The sequence below is a fragment of the Pseudomonas versuta genome (genome assembly GCF_001294575.1).
Lineage (GTDB): Bacteria > Pseudomonadota > Gammaproteobacteria > Pseudomonadales > Pseudomonadaceae > Aquipseudomonas > Aquipseudomonas versuta.
Map to the genome: position 1 here is coordinate 3,188,346 of NZ_CP012676.1, position 25,690 is coordinate 3,214,035.

Sequence of the window (25,690 nt, forward strand, 5' to 3'; positions counted from 1 at the left end):
TTTTTATTTCGTGTTGTATGAACCCTAACAGTGAATCGCCCCCTGCCCGCGTGAAGGCAAAAAGGTCCATTCACTTTTTTTAAACAGCAGATTGCACACGTGTGCAAACCAAGGGAATAAAGCATGTCGGCCAACCTCACTGCTCACCTGGACCTCTCTCAACACCAGCCGTTAGCCCTCGAGCATCGCTACATGCAAGCCCAGCGCATCGCGGTTCAGGCCGCGCAGCTGGGGCTTGAATACTATCGCCAGCGCGAAACCCTGGAAGTCCTTCACAAGGACGGTGTTGGCCAGGACGTCGTCAGCATGGCCGACCGTGAACTGGAAGATTTCATCAAGGGGCAATTGGCCGAACAGTTCCCCGAAGATGGCTTTCTCGGTGAAGAAACCGGGGCCAGTGACTTGCAGGCGCGCTGCATCTGGGTGGTCGACCCGATTGACGGCACCAGCTGTTTCGTCAACGGCTTGCACACCTGGTGCGTGTCCATTGGCTTGCTGGTGGATGGCGTGCCGTACCTGGGCGCCGTGGCCGATGCCAACCACGATGAACTGTTTCATGCCTGCAAAGGCCTGGGCGCCTACGTCAACCAGACGCCGATCGTGGTCAACCCGGCTGCCGATCTGACCCTGGGCGTGACCGGTGTCGGCACCTCCCATCGGCGCGGCAAGGAGCACTTTGTACCGTTCCTCAAACAGCTGCTGGATGAGGGCGGAATGTTCATTCGTAATGGTTCGGGTGCGTTAATGATTGCGTACGTCGCCGCCGGACGCCTGCTCGGCTACTACGAAACCCATATCAACAGCTGGGATTGCCTGGCGGGCCTGGTGCTGGTTAGCGAAGCCGGTGGCCAGTGCAGTGATTTTTTAAAGGACCAGGGTCTGACTGAAGGCAACCCGCTGCTGGTGGCTGCCCCTCAGCTTTACCCGGCTCTGGCCCGCATGATCGGGCCGTCCTTGAACGGGTAAATGCTGCGGCCGCTGGCAGGCCGGCGCCCACACAAGTTTTGAAAGCAGGCCCCAAGAAAAACAAAAACAGGAAATCTTGCGCCATGACATCTCTACTCAATGCCTTCAAGGCAGCACCTGCCCGCGAGGGTGCCCCCAGCCATGACATGCAACGGTTCAAGGTATTGCGCTGGCAGACCTTCTTGTCCATGTCACTGAGTTACGCCTTGTTCTACGTATGTCGCCTCTCGTTCAACGTGGTCAAGCCGGCACTGGTATCGAACAACATACTGACCCCCACTCAACTGGGCATCATCGGCTCGGCGCTGTTCTTCGCCTATGCGGTCGGCAAACTGGTCAACGGCTTTCTGGCCGACCACTCCAATGTCCGGCGCTTCATGATGCTGGGCCTGCTGCTCAGCGCAATCGTCAACGCCTGCATGGGCATGACCACCAACACGATCATCCTGACCCTGATCTGGGGCCTCAACGGCTGGGCCCAGTCCATGGGCGTCGGGCCGTGCGTGGTCTCGCTGTCGCGCTGGTACACCGACAAGGAACGCGGCACGTTCTATGGCTTCTGGTCGATTGCCCACAGCCTGGGCGAAGCCTTGACCTACGTGGCCGTGGCCGCCGTGGTGGTGACCTGGGGCTGGCAGTTCGGTTACTGGCTTGCCACCCTTATGGGGCTGGTGGGGCTGGCCCTGATTTACTTCTTTATGGCCGACTCGCCACAAAGTTGCGGCTTTGCTCCCGTGCAAGCCCCCGAGCCCCATGACAAGGCCGGGCCAAGCATCCTCGGCAAACAGCTGGAACTGCTGAAAAACCCGGCCCTGTGGCTGCTCGCCCTGGCCTCCTGCCTGATGTACATCGGGCGCTATGCGGTGATTTCCTGGGGCGTGTTCTTCCTTGAAAACGCCAAGGCCTATAACACCCTGAGCGCCTCGACACTGATCTCCATTACCGGAGTTTTCGGGATTATCGGTACCGGCCTGAGCGGTTTGATTTCGGACCGTTTCTTCAAGGGCAAGCGCAACGCCCTGGCGATGATTTTCGGCTTGATGAACACCGCGTCGCTGACCGCGTTCCTGTTCGTTCCGGCCGGCCATTATTGGCTGGATGCCACAGCCATGATGTTCTTCGGCCTTTCGATGGGCGCGCTGCTGTGTTTCCTCGGCGGGCTGATGGCCACGGACATTGCCTCCAAAAGCGCTTCGGGCGCCGCGTTGGGCATGATCGGTATCGCCAGCTATGGCGGCGCAGCAGCAGGTGAAATTCTCACCGGCGTGCTGATCGAGCACGGCACCACAGTATTGAGCAATGGCAGCAAGTTGTATCAATTCCAGACCCTGTCGATCTTCTGGGTCAGCGCTTCACTGATTTCGGTACTCATGACCGCCCTGTTTGCCCTGTACATCCAGAAGCGCACGCCACCGCCAATGGGTAAAACAGCAGCGTTTCCTGAACCGACAAAGATATAAACCAACGGTTGGTTTTGAAATAAACAGTGACATATACCTGCAATATTCATCCCGCATAGTTGGCGACTGGCCAGCAAGGAGTTGTTTGTTTCCCAAGAGCAATACCGCCGTGTCTTGGAACTAACAACAACAATAAATGAGCAAACAAGATGACCTACCCATTGAATGAAGCCCTGAACACCGGTTTTTTTTCACCGCAGGTTGCACACGTGTGCAAATCCGGTCGCTACAACGGCCTGATCGCCGCCCTGTGCTTCACCGCGCTGGAAGGCGCGCTCATGCTGATGCCCACTGCGTCCCACGCGCTGGATCTGGACTACCAGCATCAGTACAACGAAAAGGATCGTGACCACACTGACAAGGTGATGATCACCCAGGCCCTGGACAATGGCCTGGCGTTCTCCTTCCAGATGGTCGCCAGCCCCGCGGTCAAGGAAAACGGCCAGCCCGGCCAGCCGTTTGAACACATGACCAAGGATGCCCTGAAAGGCAAGGTCAAGTACTCACACAAACTCACCAAGCGCTTGAAGTTCAAACCCAAGTTCACCTACTCCCAGGGCAAGGATAAAAAGTCCTATAAACCGGCGTTCAAATTCCCCTACGAGTTGAACAAAAGTTTTTCCGTGATCCCCGGTTACTACTACAAAGTCACCACTTATAAAGATGACGGCAAGGACACCAAAAGAGACAACGTCTGGTCACTGGGCGGTAAGTACCGAACCGACCGGATGTCCATCGGCATCGCGCGCAAAGAGATTTACAGCAACCAGATAGCGTTTGACGGCAAGAAACGTAACTACAGCAACAAGTTCGTCATCGACTACAAAGTGACCCACCGGTTCATTCCGTACTTTGAAGTGGCCGACGTGTACGTCGACAAAGACACCGACGAGCGTCAGGCCCGCTATCGCGTGGGCTTTAAATACAAATTCTGATCGCGCCCTTCCCTTCAAGACCCTTCAGGAGACTGTGAATGAACGTTTCTCTTTCGGCCCTTTTTCGTGTCACGGGCCCGTTGCTGACTGCCGCACTAAGCATCAGCGCCCCCCTGATTGCCCACGCCCAGGACAACGGCCACTACGTACTGGAAAAAGCCGTACAGGTCAGCCGCCACGGCGTGCGCCCACAGACCGACACACAAAAACTGGTGGACGCCACCCAGCGCCAGTGGCCCACCTGGCTGGTGCGTGACGGCGAACTTACCGGCCATGGTTATCTGGCAGCCAGCCTGATGGGCGCCTGGCAAGCCGGGCATTATCGTCATGCCGGGTTGCTCCCGGCGGGTTGCCCGGACAACACCACGGTGTACACCCTGTCCAGCCCCAAACAACGCACTCGCGCCACGGCCGCTGCGTTGCTCGACGGCATGTTCCCCGGCTGCGGACAAAAGGCCCTGGCCAGCACGGAAAAACTCGACCCGCTGTTCCAGACCGACAAGATGGACTTTGCCCGCATCGATCCGGTGATCGCCAAAGGTGAAATCCTCAAGGCCCTGGGCGGTGACCTGCAGGCGGCGAAGGCCCGACTGCAACCGGACCTGGACCTGCTCAAGGCCGCAGCCTGTATAGAAGGCAAACCATGCCCGTTCTACGAAGCCGAATGGGTGCTTAAACAGAATGATGAGGGGCGTCTGAAGATCAAGGGCCTGGACAAGGCGTCATCCCTGGGCGAAACCTTTCGCCTGCAATACAGCGAAGGCAAACCTTTGTCCGAAGTCGCTTTCGGCCATGCCGCCAACGCCAAACAGGTGATGGCCCTGACCCGACTGCACCGCGCCAAGTACGACTTCGTCAATGACACGCCGCACATTGCCAAACGCGGTGGTTCGCAGTTGATGAACCAGTTGCTGCTGGCACTGGAACAAGGCACCGCACTGGAAAAATCCGACCCGCTGGGCAATCCGCCCAAAGCCCCGTTACTGGTGATTGTCGCCCACGACACCAACCTCTCGCACTTGCGCACCCTGCTCGGCTTTCACTGGGCCCTGGGCGAGTACCAGCCCGGCAACATCCCGCCAACCGGCACCCTGGCCTTTGAACGCTATCGCGACGCAAACAGTGGTGAACGCTTCATCCGCACCACCTTCCTGACCCAGTCACCGGATCAGATCCGCAACCTGACTCCGCTGACCGGCAACAACGTGCCGCTGCAGGTGGACTTCGAACAGCCCGGCTGCAAAAAAACCGCGGTTGGCACCCTGTGCCCGCTGGAGAGTTTTGCCAGCACCCTGAGCAAAGCCATTGACCGCACCGCGATGACCACGGCGCGCTATCCATAAACCACAGACCTGTAGTCGCTGCCGCAGGCTGCGATGGGGCCGGACAGAGACGAAGGTCCTTCAGCCCTTATCGCAGCCTTCGCCAGCGACTATATGATTCAGAGTGCTTGAGTCATTTGCCGACTAGACTCTGCGCCCATTGTGTCCAGCAAGACCAAAAGGAACCCCCATGAAGACCTCGCTCTACGCCAGCCTGCTACTGGCCGGCATGCTCAGCCCTCCAGCCTTTGCCCAAACCGCGTCCAGTGACGGCTACGTACTGGATAAAGTGGTACAGGTCAGCCGCCACGGGGTACGGCCGCCGACCGAGTCCAATGAAAAACTGCTCACCCGCGTGACCCAGCGTCAATGGCCAACCTGGCTGGTGCCGCTGGGCAATCTGACCGGCCACGGCTACACCGGCGCCGTCGAAATGGGCCGTTATCGCGGCCAGGTCCTGCGTACTGCCGGGCTGATCCCCAAAGGCTGCCCGGACGCCCGCCAACTGCTGGTCCATGCCAGCCCCCTGCAACGTACCAAAGCCACGGCCCAGGCCTTGCTCGACGGCATGTTCCCCGGTTGCGGGTTCCAGCCGACCTATGTTGCAGGCGAACAGGACGCCCTGTTCCAGGCCAATGAAATGCCATTTGCCGCCCTTGACCCGGCAAAAGCCAAGGCCCAAATCCTCAAGGCTCTGGGCGGCAGTGTTGAAGCCGCACAAGAGCGCTACAAACCCTTTGAAGAAAAACTCCGGGAAGTCGCCTGCCTGCCTGCCGCCGATTGCCCGTACGGCAAACAGCCCTGGGTACTCGAAGAAAACGCCAAGGGCCGCTTCTCGATCAAGGGCCTGAGCGCCGGTGCCAACATGGGTGAAGTGTTCCGCCTGGAGTACAGCCAGGGCCTGCCACTGGACAAGGTCGCCTTCGGCAATGCCCGTACCCCGGCCGAGGTGTCGAGCCTGATGGTACTGACCAAAGCCAAATACGACTTCCTCAATGACATCCCCTACATCGCCAGCCGTGGCGCGTCCGAGCTGATGAACCAGATTTCCCTGGAGCTCAAGCAAGGCACCGCCTTCGCCAGCAAGGATCCACAGGGCGCCCCGCCCGATGTACCGCTGATGCTGCTGGTGGCCCACGACACCAACATCTCGTACCTGCGCACCATGCTCGGCTTCGGCTGGAAGCTGGGTGACTATCTGGAAAACAACATCCCGCCGGTAGGCACATTGCAGTTCGAGCGTTACAAGGAAGTCAAAACCGGCGACTACTTTTTGCGCATCGCCTTTGAAGCCCAGTCGATGGATCAGATCCGCAACCTGACCCGGCTAGACGGTGCCCAAACACCGCTCAAGGGTGATTTCGCAAGCGCCAAAGACTGCCGCAAAACCAGCGTCGGCCTGTTGTGCCCGCTCAAAGAGGCGCTGGTCAAAGTCGATCAGAACATTGATCCGACCGCGCTCACGCCTTACAGCTTCCAATAACCGGCGCCCTGGCGTAAAAGTCGCTTTCTGCGTTGAACCCGGGATGGGCACAATAGCGGCTCGACTCGCCAGGCATTTCCCGGCGTCTGAATCAGCATTTGAGGGAGCGGTATCGTTTGGAGTTGAGGCAACTGCGCTATTTCGTAAAGATTGTTGAACTGGGCAGTCTTGGACGTGCCGCTCTTGAACTGGAGGTCGGGGTTTCGGCCCTGAGCCAGCAAATCTCCAGGCTCGAAAACGAGCTGTCGACCCGCCTGCTGAATCGCACCTCCACCGGCGTCACCCCCACCAGCGCCGGTGTCGCCTTTTTACATCACGCCCAACTGACCCTGCGTCAGGCCGAAAACGCCGTGATGGCTGCCCATCGCGGCCGTATGAGCGGGTACGTCAGCGTCGGCCTGGCCCCCACCACGGCTACCGTGCTCGCGCTGCCCTTGATCAATGCGATGCGTGAGCGCTATCCGGACATTCAGTTGCATCTGGTGGAGATGCTGTCGGGCCATTTGGCCACGCAGCTCAATGCACGACAGATTGACCTGGCCATCCTGTTTCAGCTCGAAGGCGGGAAGCGCTGGAGCATCACCCCCCTGCTCGATGAAAAACTGTTTGTCATCGCCTCACCCGAACTGCCCAATGCTCCTCGCGGTGATGGCGTGCAGATAGCCGACCTGGGCGGCTTGCCGCTGGTGATGCCAAGTTCGCAACACGGGCTGCGTTCAACCTTGATGACGGCATTCGAGCGTTCGGGGATCACCCCCAATATCGTGATGGAAGTCGACGGTCTGGCAATCTTGATGAACGCCGTGCGGGCCGGGCATGCCGCCACGATTCAACCCGGCGCGGCTGCGGCGCTTAAAGGCGAGTCAGGGCTTTCACTGGTGCAAATCACTGACCCCCATGTGGGCCGGCGTAATCTTCTGGCGACCCTGGCCGATGACGAACTGTCCCCGGCGGCGCTGGCCACGCGGCTGGTGATGGTAGAGGTGGCAAAAAAACTGGTGCAGGATCACCAGTGGCCCGGCGCAACCCTGATTGAAACCGCCGACGACTAGCAACCCGAACCGGCCTACCCTTTAGTAAAACTAAACACCCCGCGTCGAATCCTGTCTTTCGGCGCTTTGGGCGCTCACCTACCTTCTCCCTCCTTTGCAAGGCGCAATTGTTCCGGCTGCCTTGCGAACCGAGGAGAAATAATGATCGATGTACTCATCATAGGTGGCGGCAATGCAGCCCTGTGTGCCGCACTGATGGCTCGGGAAGCCGGCGCCAGCGTCATGCTGCTTGAAGCCTCGCCCAAGGTATGGCGAGGCGGCAATTCTCAACACACGCGTAACCTGCGCTGCATGCACGATGCCCCTCAGGACGTGCTGATCGATGCCTATCCCGAAGAGGAATACTGGCAAGACCTGCTGAAGGTCACCGGCGGTATCACCGATGAGAAACTGGCCCGCATCGCCATTCGCGCGTCTTCGACCTGCCGCGACTGGATGCGCTCCCATGGCGTGCATTTTCAACCGCCGCTATCGGGCGCGCTGCATGTGGCGCGGACCAACGCCTTTTTCATGGGCGGCGGTAAAGCCCTGGTCAATGCTTATTTCCGCAGTGCCGAACGCCTGGGCGTCGAGATCCGCTACAACACGCAAGTGACCGACATTGAGCTCAAGGACGGCAAATTCATCGCCGCCCACATTGGCGCACATGAGGTCGATGGCCAGGCCGTGGCCGCGCAACGCATTGAAGCCCGGGCCTGCGTACTGGCGGCAGGCGGCTTTGAGTCCAACCGTGAATGGCTGCGCGAAGCCTGGGGGCAGAATGAACGGGGGGAATGGCCTTCGGACAACTTCCTGATCCGTGGCACACGGTTCAACACCGGTATCCTGCTGCGGCGCATGCTTGATCACGGTGCTGATGGGATCGGCGATCCGACCCAGGCGCACATGGTCGCCATTGATGCTCGCGCCCCCCTGTATGACGGCGGTATTTGCACGCGCATCGATTGCGTATCCCTGGGTGTGGTCGTCAACCGTGACGGCGAGCGGTTCTACGATGAGGGCGAAGATTTCTGGCCCAAGCGCTATGCCATCTGGGGACGGCTGGTGGCGGGCCAACCGGGTCAGCAGGCGTACTCGATCATCGACCAGCAAGCCATCGGCCGCTTCATGCCGCCGGTGTTCTCCGGTACCCGGGCCAACACCCTGGAGGATCTGGCCCGCCAGCTGCAGCTGCCCCAGGCGGCGTTCGTGAAAACCGTGGAGGACTACAACAAGGCCTGTCACGTCGGCACCTTCGACCACACCGCGCTGGACGATTGCCACACCCGGGGGCTAACCCCGGCCAAAACCCATTGGGCACGGCCGCTGGTGCAGCCACCGTTCTATGCCTATCCGCTCAAACCGGGCGTTACCTTCACCTATCTGGGCCTTGCCACCGACGAAACCGCTGCCGTGCATTTCAATGGCAAGCCCAGCCCCAACCTGTTCGTTGCCGGCGAAATGATGGCCGGCAACGTACTGGGCAAGGGCTACACCGCGGGTATCGGCATGGCCATCGGTACCGCGTTCGGGCGTATTGCCGGCGTACAGGCCGCCGCCTCCGTGGGCTATGGCCCTTCCTCCACGATTTCGGAATCTCGACATGCAACTGTTTGATCCCAAGGCATCCGGCGAATTGATCCCGGTATTGAACCTTGATGAAACCGAAGTCCAGCGCCAGCTGGCGATCTGCAACTCCTGCCGTTACTGCGAGGGCTTCTGCGCGGTGTTTCCGGCCATGACCCGGCGTCTTGAATTTGCCCAGGCCGATATCCACTACTTGGCCAACCTTTGCCACAACTGTGGTGCGTGCCTGCATGCCTGCCAATACGCAGCCCCCCACGAATTTGCAATCAATGTGCCCAAGGCCATGGCCAAGGTACGCCTCGACACCTACGCCGAATACGCCTGGCCCAAGGCCCTGGGCACTTTGTATCAGCGCAACGGCCTGACCCTGGCCCTGGCCACTGCGGCGGGGCTGGCGTTATTTCTGTGCCTCATGCTGATGGTGATGGGCAATCTCTTGACCCCTATGGCCGGGGGCAATTTCTACGGGATTTTCCCGCACAACACACTGGCACTGATGTTCGGGCCGGTGTTCGGCTTTGCAGTGCTTGCCCTGACCCTGGGCGTACGCCGCTTCTGGCGCGATATTTCACCTGCCAGCGCCCCTCTGGGGCTTAAAACCTCAGCGGCCCTGGAAGCGACGTCCAACGTTGCCCGGCTCAAGTATCTGGACGGAGGGCACGGCGAGGGCTGTAACAATAGCGACGACGCGTTCACCCTGTGGCGTCGGCGCTTCCACCACTTGACCTTCTACGGCTTCATGCTGTGCTTCGCAGCTACCGGCGTCGCCACCCTCTATCACTTTGTCCTGCACTGGTCGGCTCCGTATCCCGTGTTCAGCCTGCCCGTGATGCTGGGCATCGTCGGTGGTCTTGGCCTGCTGGTCGGCCCGGCCGGGTTGTTATGGCTGAACCTGCGCCGTCATCCGGATCAGGGCGACGAACAGCAAAAGCCCATGGACCGCGGCTTTATCGCATTGCTGCTGTTGATCAGTGCCAGCGGGCTGGCGTTACTCGCCCTGCGTGACACCAGCGCCCTGGGGCTGGCCCTGGCGATCCACCTCGGCCTGGTCATGGCGTTCTTCCTGACCATGCCGTACAGCAAATTTGCCCACGGCATCTTCCGCAGCGCAGCCCTGCTCAAATACGCCATCGAAAAGCGCCAGCCCAACCCGATTAACGCCGCAAGCGACTGACACGCGAACACTCATTCCAATAACAATATCCAGCAAGACGGTAGCCATGATGAAAACAACAATAGAAACAAGCCGCAAAAAGGGGTCCAAGCTAGGCGCCATTTTGCGGGTCACCAGCGGTAACTTCCTCGAACAGTTCGACTTCTTCCTGTTCGGTTTTTACGCCACCTATATCTCCAGGACCTTCTTTCCTGCGACCAGCGAATTTGCCTCGCTGATGATGACTTTTGCAGTCTTTGGTTCCGGCTTTTTGATGCGCCCGCTGGGCGCCATCATTCTGGGTGCCTACATCGACAAGGTGGGACGGCGTAAAGGGCTGATCGTAACGCTGTCGATCATGGCCGCGGGCACGGTACTGATTGCACTGGTGCCGGGCTATGCCAGCATCGGCATTGCCGCCCCGGTTCTGGTGTTGCTGGGACGGCTGCTGCAAGGGTTTTCTGCGGGTGCAGAAATGGGCGGTGTTTCGGTGTATCTGGCCGAAATCGCCACGCCCGGGCGAACGGGTTTCTACACCAGCTGGCAATCAGCCAGTCAGCAGGTGGCGATCATTCTGGCCGCTGCACTGGGATACTCGATCAATGCATTTATGGAGACGTCCGAGATTGCCGCCTGGGGCTGGCGCATTCCGTTCTTCATCGGCTGCGTGATTATCCCGTTCATCTTTGTCATTCGCCGCTCGCTGGAAGAAACCGAGGCCTTCAAAGCCCGGCGCCACCACCCAAGCGCCAGCGAAGTGTTCCGCTCCATGCGTGAAAACTGGCGGACCGTGCTGGCGGGCGGCCTGCTGGCTTCCATGACCACCACCACCTTCTACCTGATCACGGTCTACACCCCGACCTTCGGCAGGACCGTACTCAACCTGAGCACCACCGACAGTCTGGTGGTGACCCTGTTCGTCGGCCTGAGCAACTTCATCTGGTTACCCATTGGCGGCGCCCTCTCCGACAAAATCGGCCGTCGGCCCCTGCTGCTGGGCATTTCCCTGCTGTGCATGCTCACCGCCTATCCGGCCATGCATTGGCTGGCCGAAGCCGCGAGTTTTGAACGGCTGCTCATCGTGCTGCTGTACTTCTCGTTCTTCTTTGGTCTGTACAACGGCGCAATGGTGGCAGCCCTGACCGAAGTCATGCCGCAAAACGTACGGGTGGTGGGGTTCTCTCTGGCCTTCAGCCTGGCCACGGCGCTATTCGGCGGCTTCACACCTGCCATTTCGACCATTCTGGTACAGGCTACCGGAGACAAGGCATCCCCTGCGTTCTGGCTGATGTTCGCGGCCTTTTGCGGGTTCTGCGCAACGATGGCGCTGTACCGTCAGCAAAAAGCGCCGGTGCTCAACGTGGCATAAGCAAATAGCCATGCCCCCTGTGTAGAAACGCTCACGTGAGCTACATTGAGCTCGCTTCTAATAACAACACTCCCACAGGGGGAAACTTGAACACTAATCAAAAGCTGAGAACCTTCGACCTGATCCGTGAAGCCGTTCTGCCGGAGTATCGCGACCGGGTAGCCGAATACCTGGTCCTGTATGAAGAAGCGCTGCACGACGCTAACGCTAGTCCCGACGAGGTGCGTTGCGCCGCCAATCAGCTCAAGGGCTACCTGCGCGGCCTGAACACCACCCGGGTGTTGGGCATGGCTGATCTCGAAGAGCTGGAGCGGCGTATCAGCGAATCATGGCTGCAGTGAGCGCCGCGACTCACTGAGCGCTGCGACTGAAAATCCTGATCACTTCATCCAGATGCTCGGCCATCGCCTGACGCGCGGCGCCCGGATCGTGTTGCTCCAGCGCCTGCAGCACCCGCCGGTGTTCGTCTTCCGAACGATGGGGCATGTCACCCGAGCCGTAATGACTTTGCAGGCGCTGGAACATGCTGCCGTAACGATGGCCCAGCAGGTGCTGGATCATCAACGCGTAGGCCGGGTTGTCCGAGGCCTGGGCGATGCGGATATGAAACAGGCGGTCGCCGGGATGGGTGTGGGAACCCTCGCGGTTGTCCTGCACGTTGCGCTCGAACGCTTCGCGGATGCCTGCCAGTTCTTCATCGCTGGCATTCAACGCCGCCAGTGCCGCGGCCTCGGGTTCGATCAGACGGCGCGCCTGGAGCAAGGCGAAGGGCGGGATCTCGGCACTGAAATCCACCTCAATCCCCAGCTCGGGGTCCAGTTCCTTCCATTGATTGCGCGTGACCTGGGCCATCACCGGCTCACTCGATACCGCTTGCACCGGCGGCTCGCAGACCAATACCCCGTTACCGACCCGCACATCCACCAAGCCAATCACTTCCAGAGCAATCATCGCCTCGCGCACAGATGCCCGGCTCACGCCCAGCAACTTGGCCAACTCGCGCTCAGCCGGCAAACGGCTGCCCGGCGGAAATTCACCGCTGTCGATCAAGGCCCGTAGCTGATCGGCGATCTGCCGGTAAAGTCTTTGGTTATCAATAACTTGAAATGGCATTGTGAAATAAGCTCTGGTCTGGACGGCGTTCGACGAGCACTTTTGTGGAAAAAAGACGCTTGTTGACGCTTGAGGTGCATGCTACAAAAGGCCCAATGGCCTGACCATTGAACGGATAACGTAAAGCGATCATAGCAAACCTTATCCCGATACTTGCGTCGTTTTGCCATTTGCTACGCCCACAATGGCCTGACCATTGGGCCAAAATAAAAATAATGAATCGCGACACGGAGCACCTATGGATCTTTCCGGCAAACGCGTGCTGATCACGGCAGCCGCTCAGGGCATTGGCCTGGCCAGCGTCCAGGCGTACCTCGCCGCTGGCGCTGAAGTCTTCGCCGCCGACATCAATGCCGCTGCCCTCGACGCCATCGAAGGGGCACAGCCTCATCTTTTAGACGTTACCGATGCCGCTGCAATCGAGCGCCTGGCCAGCAAACTTGGCCCGCTGGATGTGCTGTTCAACTGCGCCGGCGTGGTGCACAGCGGCAACATTCTGGAGTGCAGCGAAAAAGACTGGAACTTCGCCCTGGACCTCAACGTCACCGCCATGTACCGCATGATCCGCGGCTTCTTGCCGGGCATGCTGAGCAATGGCGGCGGCTCGATCATCAACATGGCCTCGGTGGCGTCCAGCGTCAAAGGCGTACCCAACCGCTTTGCCTACTGCGCCAGCAAGGGTGCAGTGATTGGCCTGACCCGTTCGGTGGCGGCCGACTTTGTGAGCCAGAACATCCGCTGCAACGCCATCTGCCCCGGCACCGTCGACTCCCCTTCCCTGCGTCAGCGCATCAGCGAACAGGCCCTGTGCGAAGGCCGCAGTGTCGACGAGGTGTACGCCGCCTTCGCTGCACGCCAGCCCATGGGCCGCATCGGCAGTGCCGAAGAAATCGCCCAGCTGGCGCTGTATCTGGGGTCGAGTGCCAGCGGCTTCACCACCGGCACCGCACAAATCATTGATGGCGGCTGGAGCAACTAGCCCCCTCCACATCTGTAGGAGCGAGCTTGCTCGCGAGCTGTTGATCTTGAAAAAAGCTCGCTCCTACAGGGACTTCATAGTTGATAAAGGAATTTTTATGAAACTGCTGCGCATCGGTAACAAAGGCCAGGAACGTCCCGCCCTGCTTGATAACAACGGTCAATTGCGCGACTTGTCCGCAGTGGTCACTGATATCGCAGGCGCTACCCTGAGCCCGCAAAGTATTGCCCGCCTGCAAGAGATCGACCCGTCAACCCTGCCGCTGGTAGAAGGCTCGCCACGCATTGGCGCCTGTGTCGGCCAGGTCGGCAAGTTCATTTGCATCGGCCTCAACTACGCCGACCACGCCGCCGAAACCGGCGCCGCCATCCCGGCCGAACCGGTGGTTTTCAGCAAGTGGACCAGCGCCATCGTCGGCCCCGACGACGATATCGAAATCCCGCGCAACTCCCGCAAAACCGACTGGGAAGTCGAGCTGGGCGTTGTCATCGGCAAGGGCGGGCGCTATATCAGCGAAAGCGACGCCCTGGAACATGTAGCCGGTTACTGCGTGATCAATGACGTGTCCGAGCGCGAGTTCCAGCTGGAGCTGGGCGGCACCTGGGACAAAGGCAAAGGCTGCGACACCTTTGGCCCGCTCGGCCCGTGGCTGGTCACCCGGGATGAAATCGCCGACCCGCATCAGCTCGACCTGTGGCTGGAAGTCGATGGCAAGCGCTACCAGAACGGCAACACGCGGACGATGATTTTCCAGATCCCGAAAATCATCAGCTACCTCAGCCAGTTCATGAGCCTGCAACCGGGCGATGTGATTTCCACCGGCACCCCGCCTGGCGTCGGCCTGGGCATCAAGCCCGAGCCGGTGTACCTGCGCGCCGGTCAGCAGATCCGCCTGGGCATCGCCGGCCTGGGCGAACAAAACCAACGCACCGTGAATGCCGAGTGACAGGGAGCTGCGCCATGACCACCATTACTGCCGTACGCGTTGAAGACATCCGCTTCCCCACTTCGCAATCGCTGGACGGTTCGGATGCGATGAACCCGGACCCGGACTACTCCGCGGCCTATGTGATTCTCGACACCGATACCCCGGGCCTGGAAGGCCACGGCCTGACCTTCACCATCGGCCGCGGCAACGAAATTTGCTGCGCTTCGATCAAGGCCCTGGCCAGCCTGCTGGTGGGCTTGAAGCTGGAGTGGATCGCCGAAGACATGGGGCGTTTCTGGCGCCACGTCACCAGCGACAGCCAACTGCGCTGGATCGGCCCCGACAAGGGCGCGATTCACCTGGCCACCGGGGCGGTGGTCAACGCCGCCTGGGACCTGTGGGCCAAAGCCGAGGGCAAGCCGGTATGGCGCCTGGTGGCGGACATGAGCCCCGAGCAATTGGTGCGCTGCATTGATTTCCGTTACATCACCGACTGCATCACCCCCGCGCAAGCCCTGACCTTGCTGCGCGAACGCGCCCACGGCAAAGCCGAGCGCCTGGCACTGCTCCAAGCCAACGGCTACCCCTGCTACACCACCTCGGCCGGGTGGCTGGGCTATGCCGACGACAAGCTGCGCCGCCTGTGCCAGGAAGCGGTCGATGCCGGTTTCTCCCACGTCAAACTCAAAGTCGGCCACGACCTGCAGGACGACATTCGCCGCGTACGCATAGCCCGTGAAGTGCTGGGCCCGGACCGCCAGTTGATGATCGACGCCAACCAGGTCTGGGAAGTCGATACCGCGATCGACTGGGTGCGTGAACTGTCGTTCGCCAACCCGTGGTTTATCGAAGAGCCCACCAGCCCGGACGACGTCGAAGGCCACCGCAAAATCCGCCTGGGCGTGGCCCCGGTCAAAGTGGCCACCGGCGAGATGTGCCAGAACCGCATCGTGTTCAAGCAACTGATCATGCGTGAAGCGATTGATGTGGTGCAGATCGATGCCTGCCGCCTGGGCGGGGTCAACGAAGTGCTGGCCGTGATGCTGATGGCCGCCAAGTACAACTTGCCGGTGTGCCCGCACGCCGGCGGGGTTGGCCTGTGCGAATACGTACAGCACCTGTCGATGATCGATTACCTGTGTATGGCCGGTACCCATGAAGGCCGGGTGGTGGAATTTGTCGATCACCTGCATGAGCACTTTGAAGACCCGTGCGTGATTCGCAACGCGGCGTATATGCCGCCACAGGCACCGGGGTTCTCGATCCAGATGAAGGCCGCGTCCCGCGAGCAGCACCGGTATCGGGGCTAAACCAGCGGACGGAGCACAATAATAATGTCGTCCTTACTTCGCCTCGATGCGCACCAGCACTTCTGGCGCTATGACGCTGCGGCCTATCCCTGGATAGGCCGCGACATGACCGGTTTGCGCCGGGATTTCCAGCCCGCTGATCTGCGCCCGTTGCTGGACGCAGCCGGGTTCGACGGCTGCATTGCCGTGCAAGCCCGGGCCTGTGAAACAGAGACCGATCAGTTGCTGGCACTGGCTGAACGCTACCCGTGGATTCACGCCGTGGTGGGCTGGGTCGACCTGTGCGCCGACGACCTTGAACAGTCGCTGGAACGCTGGGCGCAAGCGCCTGCCTTGCGAGGCTTTCGTCATCAGTTGCAAGACGAACCCTCGCCGGCCGCCGTCATGCAAAACCCGGCGTTTAACCGGGGGTTGAACACCTTGCAACGCCGGGGGCTGGTCTATGAAGTGCTGATCAAAGCGCCGGATTTACCCGCTGCAACAGCGTTGTGCCAACAGCACGACCAGCACGCCATGGTGCTCGATCACTTGGGCAAACCGGATGTGCAGGCCAACGATTTAACAACCTGGACCCGGCAACTCGCCCCCTTGGCCGCCCTGCCCCATGTCAGTTGCAAGCTGTCGGGGCTGATCACCGAAGCCCATTGGCAGCACTGGCAAAGCGCGCAACTGACCCCCTACCTGGAAACCGCACTGCAACTGTTCGGCCCCGAACGCCTGATGTTCGGCTCGGACTGGCCGGTGTGCCTGCTGGCGAGTGAATACGCCGACACCTGCAGCCTGGTCGACAGCGTATTGCACCGTTTGAGCACGTCGCAGCAAGCCGCGATTCGGGGTGGCAATGCCTGCGCCATCTATGGGATTAAAGGAGTGAAACAATGAATCTGTACCTGCAGGACAAGGTTTTTATCGTTACCGGCGGCGGCTCGGGTATCGGCGCTGCCATCTCTTTGGGCCTGGCTGACGAAGGCGCGATCCCGGTGATTTTCGGCCACAGCCCGCTGTCCGATGAACTGGCTCGACAACTGGATCAGCGTGGCTCACAAAGTGTGTTCATTCAGGTCGAACTGCGCGATGAAGACGCCTGCCGCGCCGCCGTGGCCAGCGTGTTACAGCGTTTCGGGCGCATCGACGGGCTGGTCAATAACGCCGGGGTCAACGATAGCGTGGGGCTTGAAGCCGGGCGTTCGGCGTTCGTCGAATCGCTGGAAAAAAACCTGATCCACTACTACCTGATGACCCACCTGTGCGTGGACGCGCTGCGGGCCACCCGCGGTTCCATCGTCAATATCAGCTCCAAAACCGCCCTCACCGGGCAAGGCGGCACCAGCGGCTACACCGCGGCCAAAGGTGCGCAACTGTCACTGACCCGGGAATGGGCCACCTCTTTACTGGCTGACGGCATCCGGGTCAATGCCGTGATCCCGGCCGAAGTCATGACCCCGCTCTACGAGCGCTGGATCAACACCTTTGCCGACTCCGAGGCCAAGCTGGCGAGCATCGTCGAAAAAATCCCCTTCGGCCAGCGCATGACCACCAGCGAAGAAATCGCCGACAGCGTGCTGTTTCTGCTGTCCTCGCGCGCCTCCCACACCACCGGCCAATGGTTGGTGGTGGACGGCGGCTACACCCACCTCGACCGGGCCCTGACATGAACCGCCAGTGCCTGGCCCTGGACCTGATCGACGACCCGGCGCTGATTGCCGAGTACGAACGCTTGCATCAACAGATCTGGCCACAGATCAGCGCACACCTGCGCCAGTACGGGGTGCTCGACATGCAGATCTGGAGGCTGGGTACACGGCTGTTCATGGTCATGGACACCGCGCCTGACTTCAATTCCCTGGCGTTTGAACAGGCCAGCGCCAGCGATGCCCGAGTACAGCAATGGGAAGTGCTGATGTGGCGCTTTCAGCAACGTACGCCATGGACACAACCGACAGAAAAGTGGGCACCCATGACCCGAATCTTCAGCCTCACCTGACCCTGTAGGAGCGAGCTTGCCTCGCGAGCTGTTGATCTTGAAGAGCTCGCGAGCAAGCTCGCTCCTACAGGTGATTTGGTGATTCATGCCGGCAGATACACCGCTCTAAAAACAATAAAAAGGAGATGCGCCATGTCACTCAAGCACTCGAACGTCGCAACAGCGCCGGTTTCCCGGGGCGTTACGTCCTACCGCTGGGCACTGATTCTGGTGACCTGCCTGTTCTTTCTCTGGGGCCTGTCCTATGGCCTGCTGGACGTGCTGAACAAGCACTTTCAGGAAACCCTGCACGTCAGCAAAGCGCAGTCGGGCTTGCTGCAAAGCGCGTACTTCGGGGCGTATTTTCTGATCGCCCTGCCCGCCGGTTTGCTGATGGACAAATACGGCTACAAGGCGGGCATCCTGCTCGGTCTGTGCCTGTACGCCACCGGCGCGTTGCTGTTCATGCCGGCCGCCGCCGCACAGAGTTTTCAGTTCTTCTTGTTCGCGCTGTTTGTGATTGCCTGTGGCCTGGGCTGTCTGGAAACCGCAGCCAACCCCTATGCCACGGTGCTCGGCTCACCAGCCGGAGCAGAACGACGCCTGAACCTGGCGCAATCGTTCAACGGCCTGGGGCAGTTTTTCGGGCCGCTGATTGGCGGCGCGCTGTTCTTCAGCGGTGCCAACAGTGTCGACACCACCCAGTCGCTGCAAATGACCTACCTGGTGATTGCCGCAATGGTGCTGCTGGTTGCGGTATTGATCGCCCGCACCCCGCTGCCCGACTTGCGTGAACAGGAAGCGCAAGTCCAGCAACACAACGCCAAAACCCTGTGGCAGCACCGCGAGTTCGTCACCGGGGTCATCACCCAGTTCTTTTATGTCGGCGCACAGGTTGGCGTCGGCGCGTTCTTTATCAACTACGTCACCGAACACTGGGCACAGATGAGCAGCCAGCAAGCGGCGTACTTGCTGTCGGTGGCAATGCTCAGCTTCATGTTTGGCCGCTTTTTCAGCACCTGGCTGATGGGCCGGGTCAATGCCCAGCGCCTGCTGCTGATTTACGCATTGATCAACGTGGTGCTCAGTGCCGTGGTGGTGATGGGGTTTGAAGGCATCTCGGTAGTGGCGTTGGTGGCCATATTTTTCTTTATGTCGATCATGTTTCCGACCCTGTTCGCCATGGGCGTGAAAAACCTCGGTGCCCATACCAAGCGCGGCAGCTCATTCATGATCATGGCCATTGTCGGCGGCGCGCTGCTGCCTTACGTGATGGGACTGGTGGCCGATCACTCCTCAACTGCCGTGGCCTATCTGCTACCGATGGGTTGCTTTCTGGTGGTCGCTGCCTATGCCCGGGCGGCCCTGAAAAAGCTGTAACTGCTGGACCTATGTCGCTGCACTCCACAAAAAAAACAATTGGAGCACTTCATGTCTAACCCCGCGTTGAAACAGGCGCTCAGCAAAATTCGCTGGCGCATCCTGCCCTTTGTCGCACTGATGTTTGCCATGGCAATCATCGACCGCTCCAACATTGGTTTTGCCAAACATGCCTTCCAGGCAGACACCGGCCTGAGCAACGCGGCGTTTGCCTTGGGTGCGGGTATTTTCTTTATCGGCTATGCCGTATTTGAAGTACCCAGCAACCTGATGCTGCACAAGGTCGGCGCGCGTATCTGGCTGAGCCGGATCATGGTCACCTGGGGCCTGGTGTCGGCAGCGATGATGTTTGCCCACGACGAAACCAGCTTCTACATTCTGCGTTTTCTGCTGGGGGTGGCCGAAGCCGGCCTGTCGCCGGGGGTGGTGCTGTACCTGACCTACTGGTTCCCGCAGAACCAGCGCGGTTCGGCCTATGGCATTTACTACTTCGGGGTGCCGGTGTCGTTAATGGTGGGCGGTCCGGTGTCGGGCTGGCTGCTGGAGACCGCCCAGTTCGGCCTCGCCGGCTGGCAATGGATGTTTGTCACCGAAGGCCTCGCGGCCTCGATCATCGGCGTGTTTGCGTTCTTTTACCTGACCGACAAACCGCGGGATGCCAAGTGGTTGAGCCGCGATGAAAAGGCAGCCATCGAGCACGAGCTTGAAAAAGAACAACAGCTCAAAGCCAATAAAGGCCCGTCTTCGTGGCGCGCCGCGCTGATCAACCCCAAGGTCCTGTACTTCACCCTGATCTACTTCACGATTCAGGTCAGCGTGTATGGCGTGCTGTTTTATCTACCGACCCGGATCGCCGAACTGCTGGGGACCGGCATTGGCCTGAAGGTTGGCCTGCTGACCTCCATCCCGTGGATAGCCACGGTGTGCGTGCTGTATGCCGTGACCCGGCATGCCGACCGTAAAGGCCAGCAAACCCGCTTCGCGGCGATCATGCTGGCACTGGCGGCCGTGGGCATGGTCGGTTCGACCCTGAGCGCCAGCCTGCCACTGGTAATCCTCGCGTTCTGCCTGGCGGCAGCCGGGTTCATCACCGTGCAACCGTTGTTCTGGACCCTGCCGACCCGCTTTCTGGGTGGTGCTGCAGCGGCCAGCGGGATTGCGGTGATCGGCGCCCTGGGCAACCTCGGCGGGTTCCTCGCGCCGACGGTGAAAACCTGGGCCGAACAGCAGTTCAATAACCCCCATGCCGGGATGTACTTTCTGGCGGTAACGGCATTGATTGGTGCCTTGATGCTGATGCGTTCGGCCAGGGCGGGCAAGCAGGCCGGCGGCGCGCAGGCGTTACAGTCACCGGGTTAGAGCAACCCCATAACCCCGTAGGAGCGAGCTTGCTCGCGAGCTTCTCAAAAATATCGAGTTCACTGGGTAATCAATGTGGGCTCGATTAAAAGCTCGCTCCTACTGAGGTTCGCTTTTAGGCCACTGCTGGTGCTCCATCAAGCTTGGCCAGCGGTTCTACGGGTATACCCGGCTCTTTGAGCAGCGCGAAGTATGCAAACGCTGAACACACCGCCACCACCGCACTGATCACAAACGCAGTGGAAAACGAGCCGCTCTGCTGCACGCTGAAGCCGGTCAGGATCGGCGCCACGGAGCCTGCCAGGTATCCGCCAAAGTTCTGGATCGAACCGAACGACGCCACCCGCTCCGAGGGCACGATGGTGTTGACGATCATCCACGCCGTGGCACTTGAGATGTTAATGAAGAACATGGTCAGGCACAGCAGCACCACGCACGCCACCACGTTGGTGGTGAAGGCGACGATCAGGGTGAACAGCGCCCCGCCGAGCAAGCCAAGAATGACCATCAATTTGCGACTGGCCAGCACCCGCATGCCGCGCGCCACCAGGCGGTCGCAGCATTTGCCCGCAACGATGGTGCCCACTGCACCGAACAGATAAGCCAATGATACTACCCAGGCCGTGCGGTACAGGTCCAAGCCGTGCTCGCGCTCAAAGTAACCGGGCAACCAGGTGAGGTTGAGCCAGATCATGTAAATCACGCCCATGAATCCGAGAAACGCGCCCCAGGTGTTGCGGTCTCTGAACAGTGAGGTCCAGGCCACCTTCGGCGCCTTGTGCTGTTGCACCGCCACCGGCTCGGCACGGCCCGTCTCAGCCATGTACTGGGCTTTGCTTTTGTAGAATTTGAACCAGCACAGTGCCAGCAACAGCCCCATGATTCCGGTGAGGATGAACATCCCGCGCCAACCCAGATGGACCATGAATACGGTCAGCAACGGTGGCGCCAGGCATGGCCCGATGCAGGTCGATGACCAGACCCAGCCGGTGGCCGTGCCACGCTCCTGGGTGTCGAACCATTCGGACAGGGCCTTGGCCGCCGAAGGAAATACCGGCGCCTCGCCAATCCCCAGCAATACCCGCAGCCCCACCAGATGCCCGTAGCTGCTGAACAGGCCGAAAGCCGCCTGCGCCACCGACCACACCACCAGCGATCCGCCCAGCGCCAGCTTGCTGCCGAGTTTGTCGATCAAGGCGCCAAGGGGTAACTGCGAAAAGGCGTAGGCCACGGAAAAGGCCGAGAGCATCACCCCCATCTGCATGGGGCTGATTGCCAGGTCGTGCTGAATGGTGGTGTTGGCGATCGACAAGGCGCTGCGGTCCAGGTAATTGACTACGCCAATCAGGAACAGGAAAAAAATCGTCAGCGTTTTGTAGGTTTTTATTGTTCTCATACGCGCCTCTCATGAGCGGTTGCGCTCCTGCCCGACAGGCGGAGCGTAGCTCACTCTAGTTGGCGTCCTGCTGGCTGCCCAATCACATGATGCGATCGGCTAATAACCTCGGGTTATCAAGGCGTCTGGGGTGCTCCGCGCAAGGCATCGGGACCGCTCAAGAGCGCGTCAATAAAGGCCTTGGCTGACCATTGGGGCACTTCGTTGCGCCGGGTAATGACCCCGTAATCGGCCAGCACCAGCGGAAACGGCAGCGCCAGACGGGTCAAGCGCCCGGCGCGGATTTCCGGCTCCGCCATCGACTCAGCCAGCATCGCCACGGCCGGGGTTGTTTGCAGCAGTTGCATGGTGGTCTGCAGGGATACCGTTTCTACCGTGTTCTCCGGTGTCTGCATGCCCGCTTCGACAAAGGCCTGCTCCACCCGTACCCGCATCGGCGTGCCGGTGGGGTAGATCACCCAAGGCCAACTGCCCAGATCGGCCAGCGGCACTTCACTGGCACCGGCCAACGGGTGCTGACTGCCCGTGACCAGGCACAGCGGCTCCGGCGCCAGGGCCTGGAATTCAAACAGTTCACGATGACGGTCGAGGGTGAACCGTGCCACCACTACGTCCAGTTCCTTGTGTTCGAGCATGGCCAGCATGTTGGCGCTGGTGCCCTCGAGCACCTGCAAGGTGAGCAACGGCCACTGTTGTTTGACCCGCACAATGGCCGCCGGAACCGCCAGTGCGGTGGCGGCATAGATGGTGCCGACTTTCAGCAGGCCATGGCCGCCCTGGCGCAAATGGTTGATCTGACCGACAAACTGGCCGGTGTCATTCAACGCGATCTGGGCAAACCGGGCCACATGACTGCCCAGGTCGGTCAGCGACATGCTGCGTGGCAAACGCGCAAACACTTCAAAGTCCAGTTGGTGCTCGATCTCACGCAACATCTTGCTCACCGCGGGCTGGCTGATGTTCATTTCATGAGCGGTGGCATGCATGTTTTGCGTGCGCGCCAGCGTGTCTATAAGCACCAAGTGGCGATAACGCAGCCAGTTGCACAATTGATTAAATCCGACATCAGCCATCCGATAACCTCCGGTTATTGAGACTTGAGAATATCTCATTGGCGATTATCGCGAAGCACTATTAGGGTGATCCGGTCGCGCCACATAATAACAATGGAAACCGCCCATGAATCTTGCCAGCAAACGCGTAGTCATCACCGCTGCGGCCCAGGGTATCGGCCTGGCCTCGGTACTCGCGTTCCGTGATGCAGGCGCAGAGGTCATTGCGACCGACCTGCACATTCAGTCCCTGCAGGACATCCCCGGGATCCGGGTGTTGCAACTGGACGTGACGCAACCTGCGGCCATCGCTGCTGTCAGCCAGCAGATCGGCCCGGTGGACGTACTGTTCAATTGCGCCGGATACGTTCACAGCGGCGCACTGCTGGACTGCGACGAACAGGCCTGGCAGTTCTCCTTCGATCTCAATGTCACGGCCATGTACCGCATGATCAGCGCCTTCCTGCCCGGCATGCTGGCCGCGGGCGGTGGCAGCATTATCAACATGGCCTCGGTGGCTTCCAGCGTAAAAGGCGTACCCAACCGCTTTGCTTACACCGCGAGCAAGGCCGCGGTGATCGGCCTGACCAAATCAGTGGCCGCGGACTACGTGCGCCAGGGTATCCGCTGCAATGCCATTTGCCCCGGTACGGTGGACTCGCCGTCCTTGCGCCAGCGCATTGCCCAACAGGCGCTGGAACAGGGCCGCACAGAGGCCGAGGTGTATCAGGCGTTCGTCGACCGCCAGCCCATGGGCCGTATCGGCACCGCCGAAGAAATCGCCCGCCTGGCCTTGTATCTGGCCAGCGACGCCAGCGCCTACACCACCGGCACCACCCAGGTGATTGATGGCGGGATGAGTAACTGACATGCATAAACCCTCTGCAGGAGCGAGCAAGCTCGCTCCTGCAGACACAGTTTTTCTTATTGGATGAAGGAGTTTTTATGAAACTGCTGCGCTACGGCGAGAAAGGTCAGGAAAAACCGGGGCTGCTGGATGCCCAGGGCAAAATTCGCGATTTGTCGGCGCACATCGCCGATGTAGCCGGCAAGGCACTGGATGCCGCAAGCCTGGCCGCCCTGGGCAAAATCGACCCTTCCAGCCTGCCGCTGGTCAGCGGTTCGCCACGCATTGGCGCCTGTGTCGGCCAGGTCGGCAAGTTCATCTGCATCGGCCTCAATTATGCAGATCATGCCGCCGAGTCGGGCCTGGACGTGCCATCGGAACCGGTGGTGTTCAGCAAATGGACCAGCGCGATCTGCGGCCCCAACGACAACGTCGAGATCCCTCGCGACTCAACCAAGACCGACTGGGAAGTCGAGCTTGGCGTGGTGATCGGCAAAGGCGGACGCAATATCGATGAACACAATGCCATGGACCACGTGGCCGGGTTTTGCGTGATCAACGATGTCTCCGAACGCGAGTGGCAGCTGGAACGTGGCGGCACCTGGGACAAGGGCAAGGGCTTTGACACCTTCGGCCCCCTCGGCCCGTGGCTGGTCACCCGCGACGAAATCAGCGACCCGCACCAGCTTGACCTGTGGCTTGAGGTCGACGGACAGCGCTACCAGAACGGCAACACCCGCACCATGGTGTTCCAGATCCCGGCCCTGATTGCTTACCTGAGCCGCTGCATGTCGCTGCAACCGGGTGATGTCATCTCCACCGGCACCCCGCCGGGCGTGGGCCTGGGGGTAAAACCGGCGCCGGTCTACCTGCGCCCCGGGCAGGAAATACGCCTGGGCATCAGCGGCCTTGGCGAGCAACGCCAGCGCACGGTACAGGCTGACTGACCCACAGCAGGCCTTGAAAATAATCATAAGAAACAGGAGCAAGACATGCGGATTCTGATCACTGGCGGCACCGGCTTTATCGGCAAACAACTGACCCAACGCCTGCTCGACCTCAACAGCCTGACGCTTGAAGGCCAGGCCCCCCGCGCGATCGATCGCATCGTGCTGTTCGACACTTTTGCCGGTGAAGACCTCCCCGTCGACCCGCGTATCGAACTGGTGACCGGCGATGTAGCCGACCCCGAAGTGATTGCCCGGGTGACCGACGGCGTGGACCTGGTATGGCATTTGGCAGCGGTGGTCAGTTCAGCCGCCGAGGCCGACTTCGACCTGGGGATGCAGGTCAACCTGCATGGCCTGATGCTGTTGCTCGAAACCCTGCGCAAACAGGGCAACGCCCCGCGCTTTGTGTATGCCAGCGGCTTCGCCGTATTCGGTGGCGAGCTGCCGGACGTGGTCGACGACAACACGGTACTCACCCCGCAATCGTCCTACGGCATGCAAAAAGCCGTGGGCGAACTGCTGGTGGCCGACTATGCCCGCAAGGGCTTTGTCGATGGCCGCGTACTGCGCCTGCCTACGGTGGCGGTGCGTCCCGGCAAACCGAACAAGGCGGCATCGACGTTCTTCAGTTCAATCATCCGCGAACCGTTGGTAGGGCTGCCTGCGGTGTGCCCGGTACGCCCGGACACCCAGGTGTACCTGACCTCGCCACGGCGGATCATTGAGTCAATGCTGCTGGGCATGACCTTGTCGCCAGAGACCCTGGGCAATCAACGGATCATCCCGCTGCCGGGCGTGACCACCACCGTTCACGACATGGTCTCGGCGCTGCAACGGGTCGCGGGCGAGGAAGTGACCAAACTGATTCGCTGGGAACCGGATGCCACCATCCAGCGCATCGTCGAGAGCTGGCCAAGCAAGGTCCAGGCGCCCCGCGCCCGCGCCCTGGGCTTCACTGCCGACGCGGATTTCGACGCCATCGTGCGTGCGCATATTGAAGACACTGCCACCCGATAACACTCTGCCCCTGCAGGAACGAGCTTGCTCGCGATCTTTAGATCTTAAAGAGCTCGCGAGCAAGCTCGCTCCTACAGAATACTGCACAAC

24 protein-coding genes are annotated in these 25,690 nt (G+C 60.3%); 21 read left to right on the plus strand and 3 right to left on the minus strand.

The window, feature by feature from the left end:
- Nucleotides 1-123: 123 nt before the first annotated feature.
- The 10 genes from AOC04_RS14230 to AOC04_RS14275 all read left to right on the plus strand — a co-directional run bounded on the left by AOC04_RS14230 (nt 124) and on the right by AOC04_RS14275 (nt 11,647).
- Complete coding sequence (locus tag AOC04_RS14230; protein WP_060694406.1) at nt 124-966, plus strand: inositol monophosphatase family protein; 843 nt, start codon at nt 124-126, stop codon at nt 964-966.
- A gap of 83 nt (nt 967-1,049) precedes the next feature.
- On the plus strand, nt 1,050-2,426 hold the full coding sequence (locus tag AOC04_RS14235) for an MFS transporter (protein WP_060694408.1): 1,377 nt from the start codon (nt 1,050-1,052) through the stop codon (nt 2,424-2,426).
- A 149-nt stretch (nt 2,427-2,575) separates the two neighbouring features.
- Nucleotides 2,576-3,361: an oligogalacturonate-specific porin KdgM family protein gene (locus AOC04_RS14240; protein WP_060694410.1), complete on the plus strand. Its 786-nt coding sequence runs from the start codon at nt 2,576-2,578 to the stop codon at nt 3,359-3,361.
- Between the two features lie 38 nt (nt 3,362-3,399).
- A complete protein-coding gene (locus AOC04_RS14245) occupies nt 3,400-4,704 on the plus strand; it encodes a histidine-type phosphatase (RefSeq protein ID WP_060694412.1) in 1,305 nt (434 codons plus the stop codon).
- A gap of 169 nt (nt 4,705-4,873) precedes the next feature.
- Nucleotides 4,874-6,166: a histidine-type phosphatase gene (locus tag AOC04_RS14250; RefSeq protein WP_060694414.1), complete on the plus strand. Its 1,293-nt coding sequence runs from the start codon at nt 4,874-4,876 to the stop codon at nt 6,164-6,166.
- 116 nt (nt 6,167-6,282) lie between these two features.
- Nucleotides 6,283-7,218 carry a LysR family transcriptional regulator gene (locus AOC04_RS14255; RefSeq protein WP_060694416.1) on the plus strand — a complete coding sequence of 312 codons (936 nt, stop codon included), beginning with the start codon at nt 6,283-6,285 and terminating at the stop codon, nt 7,216-7,218.
- Nucleotides 7,219-7,359: 141 nt separating this feature from the next.
- A complete protein-coding gene (gene tcuA / locus AOC04_RS14260; protein WP_060694418.1) occupies nt 7,360-8,814 on the plus strand; it encodes an FAD-dependent tricarballylate dehydrogenase TcuA in 1,455 nt (484 codons plus the stop codon).
- Nucleotides 8,801-9,958, plus strand: a complete 1,158-nt coding sequence (gene tcuB, locus AOC04_RS14265; RefSeq protein WP_060694421.1) for a tricarballylate utilization 4Fe-4S protein TcuB — start codon at nt 8,801-8,803, stop codon at nt 9,956-9,958. The genes tcuA and tcuB overlap by 14 nt, the downstream gene beginning before the upstream one ends.
- A 46-nt stretch (nt 9,959-10,004) precedes the next feature.
- A complete protein-coding gene (gene tcuC, locus AOC04_RS14270) occupies nt 10,005-11,306 on the plus strand; it encodes an MFS transporter (RefSeq protein ID WP_060694424.1) in 1,302 nt (433 codons plus the stop codon).
- Between the two features lie 86 nt (nt 11,307-11,392).
- Entirely contained in the window at nt 11,393-11,647 is a 255-nt protein-coding gene (locus tag AOC04_RS14275; RefSeq protein ID WP_060694427.1) for a hypothetical protein, read from the plus strand.
- Between the two features lie 10 nt (nt 11,648-11,657).
- Here the strand turns inward: AOC04_RS14275 and AOC04_RS14280 are convergent, their stop codons facing one another.
- Nucleotides 11,658-12,419, minus strand: a complete 762-nt coding sequence (locus tag AOC04_RS14280) for a FadR/GntR family transcriptional regulator (protein ID WP_060694430.1) — start codon at nt 12,417-12,419, stop codon at nt 11,658-11,660.
- A 238-nt stretch (nt 12,420-12,657) separates the two neighbouring features.
- On the opposite strand from AOC04_RS14280, the gene AOC04_RS14285 reads away from it, so the two are divergent.
- The 8 genes from AOC04_RS14285 to AOC04_RS14320 all read left to right on the plus strand — a co-directional run bounded on the left by AOC04_RS14285 (nt 12,658) and on the right by AOC04_RS14320 (nt 20,338).
- Nucleotides 12,658-13,398, plus strand: a complete 741-nt coding sequence (locus AOC04_RS14285) for an SDR family oxidoreductase (protein ID WP_060694433.1) — start codon at nt 12,658-12,660, stop codon at nt 13,396-13,398.
- Between the two features lie 97 nt (nt 13,399-13,495).
- On the plus strand, nt 13,496-14,344 hold the full coding sequence (locus AOC04_RS14290; protein ID WP_060694435.1) for a fumarylacetoacetate hydrolase family protein: 849 nt from the start codon (nt 13,496-13,498) through the stop codon (nt 14,342-14,344).
- Nucleotides 14,345-14,358: 14 nt separating this feature from the next.
- A complete protein-coding gene (locus tag AOC04_RS14295) occupies nt 14,359-15,636 on the plus strand; it encodes an L-fuconate dehydratase (protein ID WP_060694437.1) in 1,278 nt (425 codons plus the stop codon).
- A gap of 24 nt (nt 15,637-15,660) precedes the next feature.
- On the plus strand, nt 15,661-16,518 hold the full coding sequence (locus AOC04_RS14300; protein WP_060694439.1) for an amidohydrolase family protein: 858 nt from the start codon (nt 15,661-15,663) through the stop codon (nt 16,516-16,518).
- Nucleotides 16,515-17,291: an L-fucose dehydrogenase gene (locus tag AOC04_RS14305; RefSeq protein WP_060694441.1), complete on the plus strand. Its 777-nt coding sequence runs from the start codon at nt 16,515-16,517 to the stop codon at nt 17,289-17,291. Before AOC04_RS14300 ends, AOC04_RS14305 begins: the two co-directional genes overlap by 4 nt.
- Complete coding sequence (locus AOC04_RS14310) at nt 17,288-17,620, plus strand: L-rhamnose mutarotase (RefSeq protein ID WP_060694443.1); 333 nt, start codon at nt 17,288-17,290, stop codon at nt 17,618-17,620. The genes AOC04_RS14305 and AOC04_RS14310 overlap by 4 nt, the downstream gene beginning before the upstream one ends.
- Before the next feature lie 132 nt (nt 17,621-17,752).
- A complete protein-coding gene (locus AOC04_RS14315; RefSeq protein ID WP_060694445.1) occupies nt 17,753-18,979 on the plus strand; it encodes a sugar MFS transporter in 1,227 nt (408 codons plus the stop codon).
- A 51-nt stretch (nt 18,980-19,030) separates the two neighbouring features.
- Nucleotides 19,031-20,338, plus strand: coding sequence for an MFS transporter (locus AOC04_RS14320; RefSeq protein ID WP_060694447.1), 1,308 nt, complete (start codon nt 19,031-19,033; stop codon nt 20,336-20,338).
- A gap of 115 nt (nt 20,339-20,453) precedes the next feature.
- Here AOC04_RS14320 and AOC04_RS14325 read toward each other — a convergent pair whose 3' ends face one another.
- Complete coding sequence (locus tag AOC04_RS14325; protein WP_060694448.1) at nt 20,454-21,734, minus strand: MFS transporter; 1,281 nt, start codon at nt 21,732-21,734, stop codon at nt 20,454-20,456.
- Nucleotides 21,735-21,850: 116 nt separating this feature from the next.
- Entirely contained in the window at nt 21,851-22,807 is a 957-nt protein-coding gene (locus AOC04_RS14330) for a LysR family transcriptional regulator (RefSeq protein ID WP_060694450.1), read from the minus strand.
- A 106-nt stretch (nt 22,808-22,913) separates the two neighbouring features.
- Here AOC04_RS14330 and AOC04_RS14335 point away from each other — a divergent pair, with 106 nt between their 5' ends.
- The 3 genes from AOC04_RS14335 to denD all read left to right on the plus strand — a co-directional run bounded on the left by AOC04_RS14335 (nt 22,914) and on the right by denD (nt 25,600).
- A complete protein-coding gene (locus AOC04_RS14335; protein WP_060694452.1) occupies nt 22,914-23,654 on the plus strand; it encodes an SDR family oxidoreductase in 741 nt (246 codons plus the stop codon).
- A gap of 77 nt (nt 23,655-23,731) precedes the next feature.
- Nucleotides 23,732-24,580, plus strand: coding sequence for an ureidoglycolate lyase (locus AOC04_RS14340; protein ID WP_060694454.1), 849 nt, complete (start codon nt 23,732-23,734; stop codon nt 24,578-24,580).
- A 45-nt stretch (nt 24,581-24,625) separates the two neighbouring features.
- Nucleotides 24,626-25,600 (plus strand): D-erythronate dehydrogenase, encoded by a 975-nt coding sequence (gene denD, locus AOC04_RS14345; protein WP_060694455.1) that lies wholly within the window; start codon nt 24,626-24,628, stop codon nt 25,598-25,600.
- The last annotated feature ends 90 nt before the right edge of the window (nt 25,601-25,690 follow it).

Excerpts from the sequence above, each read along its gene's own strand:
- AOC04_RS14305 (WP_060694441.1), top strand. The coding sequence starts at position 16,515 with ATGAATCTGTACCTGCAGGACAAGGTTTTTATCGTTACCGGCGGCGGC.
- AOC04_RS14340 (WP_060694454.1), top strand. The coding sequence starts at position 23,732 with ATGAAACTGCTGCGCTACGGCGAGAAAGGTCAGGAAAAACCGGGGCTG.
- AOC04_RS14250 (WP_060694414.1), top strand. The coding sequence starts at position 4,874 with ATGAAGACCTCGCTCTACGCCAGCCTGCTACTGGCCGGCATGCTCAGC.
- tcuB (WP_060694421.1), top strand. The coding sequence starts at position 8,801 with ATGCAACTGTTTGATCCCAAGGCATCCGGCGAATTGATCCCGGTATTG.
- tcuA (WP_060694418.1), top strand. The coding sequence starts at position 7,360 with ATGATCGATGTACTCATCATAGGTGGCGGCAATGCAGCCCTGTGTGCC.
- AOC04_RS14320 (WP_060694447.1), top strand. The coding sequence starts at position 19,031 with ATGTCTAACCCCGCGTTGAAACAGGCGCTCAGCAAAATTCGCTGGCGC.
- AOC04_RS14245 (WP_060694412.1), top strand. The coding sequence starts at position 3,400 with ATGAACGTTTCTCTTTCGGCCCTTTTTCGTGTCACGGGCCCGTTGCTG.
- AOC04_RS14325 (WP_060694448.1), bottom strand. The coding sequence starts at position 21,734 with ATGAGAACAATAAAAACCTACAAAACGCTGACGATTTTTTTCCTGTTC.
- AOC04_RS14240 (WP_060694410.1), top strand. The coding sequence starts at position 2,576 with ATGACCTACCCATTGAATGAAGCCCTGAACACCGGTTTTTTTTCACCG.
- AOC04_RS14235 (WP_060694408.1), top strand. The coding sequence starts at position 1,050 with ATGACATCTCTACTCAATGCCTTCAAGGCAGCACCTGCCCGCGAGGGT.
- AOC04_RS14310 (WP_060694443.1), top strand. The coding sequence starts at position 17,288 with ATGAACCGCCAGTGCCTGGCCCTGGACCTGATCGACGACCCGGCGCTG.
- AOC04_RS14285 (WP_060694433.1), top strand. The coding sequence starts at position 12,658 with ATGGATCTTTCCGGCAAACGCGTGCTGATCACGGCAGCCGCTCAGGGC.
- AOC04_RS14335 (WP_060694452.1), top strand. The coding sequence starts at position 22,914 with ATGAATCTTGCCAGCAAACGCGTAGTCATCACCGCTGCGGCCCAGGGT.
- tcuC (WP_060694424.1), top strand. The coding sequence starts at position 10,005 with ATGATGAAAACAACAATAGAAACAAGCCGCAAAAAGGGGTCCAAGCTA.
- AOC04_RS14330 (WP_060694450.1), bottom strand. The coding sequence starts at position 22,807 with ATGGCTGATGTCGGATTTAATCAATTGTGCAACTGGCTGCGTTATCGC.
- AOC04_RS14230 (WP_060694406.1), top strand. The coding sequence starts at position 124 with ATGTCGGCCAACCTCACTGCTCACCTGGACCTCTCTCAACACCAGCCG.
- AOC04_RS14295 (WP_060694437.1), top strand. The coding sequence starts at position 14,359 with ATGACCACCATTACTGCCGTACGCGTTGAAGACATCCGCTTCCCCACT.
- denD (WP_060694455.1), top strand. The coding sequence starts at position 24,626 with ATGCGGATTCTGATCACTGGCGGCACCGGCTTTATCGGCAAACAACTG.
- AOC04_RS14315 (WP_060694445.1), top strand. The coding sequence starts at position 17,753 with ATGTCACTCAAGCACTCGAACGTCGCAACAGCGCCGGTTTCCCGGGGC.
- AOC04_RS14280 (WP_060694430.1), bottom strand. The coding sequence starts at position 12,419 with ATGCCATTTCAAGTTATTGATAACCAAAGACTTTACCGGCAGATCGCC.
- AOC04_RS14300 (WP_060694439.1), top strand. The coding sequence starts at position 15,661 with ATGTCGTCCTTACTTCGCCTCGATGCGCACCAGCACTTCTGGCGCTAT.
- AOC04_RS14290 (WP_060694435.1), top strand. The coding sequence starts at position 13,496 with ATGAAACTGCTGCGCATCGGTAACAAAGGCCAGGAACGTCCCGCCCTG.